At 47.4% G+C, this 1292-nt stretch carries 1 protein-coding gene; it reads right to left on the bottom strand.

What is annotated here, in order from left to right:
* Positions 1–28 precede the first annotated feature (28 nt).
* The gene (locus tag JK211_RS16715; protein ID WP_212709740.1) at positions 29–1234 is read right to left on the bottom strand and encodes an IS256 family transposase; all 1206 of its coding nucleotides are present in this window, start codon (positions 1232–1234) and stop codon (positions 29–31) included.
* Positions 1235–1292: the final 58 nt, after the last annotated feature.

The raw sequence follows: 1292 nt of genomic DNA on the forward strand, positions 1-1292 counted from the left end.
GAGGGTGTTCATTATTCTGTGTCAAGGCTTACAGGTCGATATGATTATCAAGTCGACCGGCGAAGTGGATCGACAACTGAGACAGTGTCAGATTCCAGTTCTGTACCGGGTGGGTCCAGCGCTCTGATGCTCGTAAAATACCGGCATAAAGTAACTTCAGCAAGCTGTTTTCATTAGCAAAACCGCCTTTGGTTTTCGTCAGCTTGCGGAACTGACGGTGGACAGCCTCTACCGCATTGGTGGTGTAAATTGCTGTTCGAACATAGTCGGGATATTTAAAATACGCTGATAACGTCTGCCATTTGTTACGCCAGGAGTTAATAACAACCGGATATTTTTCGCCCCAACGGCTCTCCAGTTCGTCCAGCGCCTGCTCTGCTGCATTCAGTGTTGCAGCCTTGTAGACACACTTTAAGTCGGCCATGAAGGCTTTCTGGTTCTTGCTGGCGACATATTTAAGTGAGTTGCGTATCTGGTGGATAATACAATGCTGAATCTCTGTTTGTGGATAGATGGATTCTATAGCTTCCGGGAAACCTTTAAGACCATCAACACAGGCTATCAGGATATCTTTAACGCCCCGGTTATGCAGGTCGGTCAGAACGCTGAGCCAGTGATGAGCGCCTTCATTTTCAGACAAATACAGACCCAATAGTTCTTTTTTACCCTCGATATTCAGTGCCAGAATCGTGTAAACCGCTTTGGTGATGAAGCGGCCATTTTCTTTGATTTTATAGTGAATGGCATCCAGCCAGACCACTGGATAAATCGGGTCAAGGTCACGCTCACGCCAGGCCTGCAATTCAGGTAGCAGCTTGTCAGTAACAGCATTCAGGGTGCCGTTGGAAACACTGATGCCATAAATTTCTTCAATATGATTGCGGATATCCTGGTAACTGGTACCCAACGCGAAGAGTGCGATAATTTTACGTTCCAGCTCGTCGGTCAGATGGGTCTGATGCTTTTTAACCATTTGAGGTTCAAAGGTTCCGGCGCGATCACGTGGCGTGTTGAGTTCAAAGCTGCCCGCCGGGCTTTTAACGGTTTTTGGTGTTGAGCCGTTTTTGCGGTTTGCAGTTTTATCCTGGTTGAGGTGTTGCTCAAGTTCAGCGGCCATCGCGATTTCGGTAAGCTGCTTAATGAGTGGTGTCAGGATGCCGTCTTTTCCGGTCAGATCCTTGCCTGCGCGAAGTGCGGCAATGGCGGCTTCAATGTCTAAGGTGGGCCTGGTCATGTGTCATCTCTTTTTTTAGATTAGTTTACTGAAATGACACAGAATTTTGAACACTACC

Source organism: Tatumella sp. JGM130, assembly GCF_018257525.1.
GTDB lineage: Bacteria > Pseudomonadota > Gammaproteobacteria > Enterobacterales > Enterobacteriaceae > Tatumella > Tatumella punctata.

Bases quoted from the DNA above. Each gene is read 5' to 3' on its own strand.
- JK211_RS16715 (WP_212709740.1), bottom strand. From the start codon at position 1,234: ATGACCAGGCCCACCTTAGACATTGAAGCCGCCATTGCCGCACTTCGC.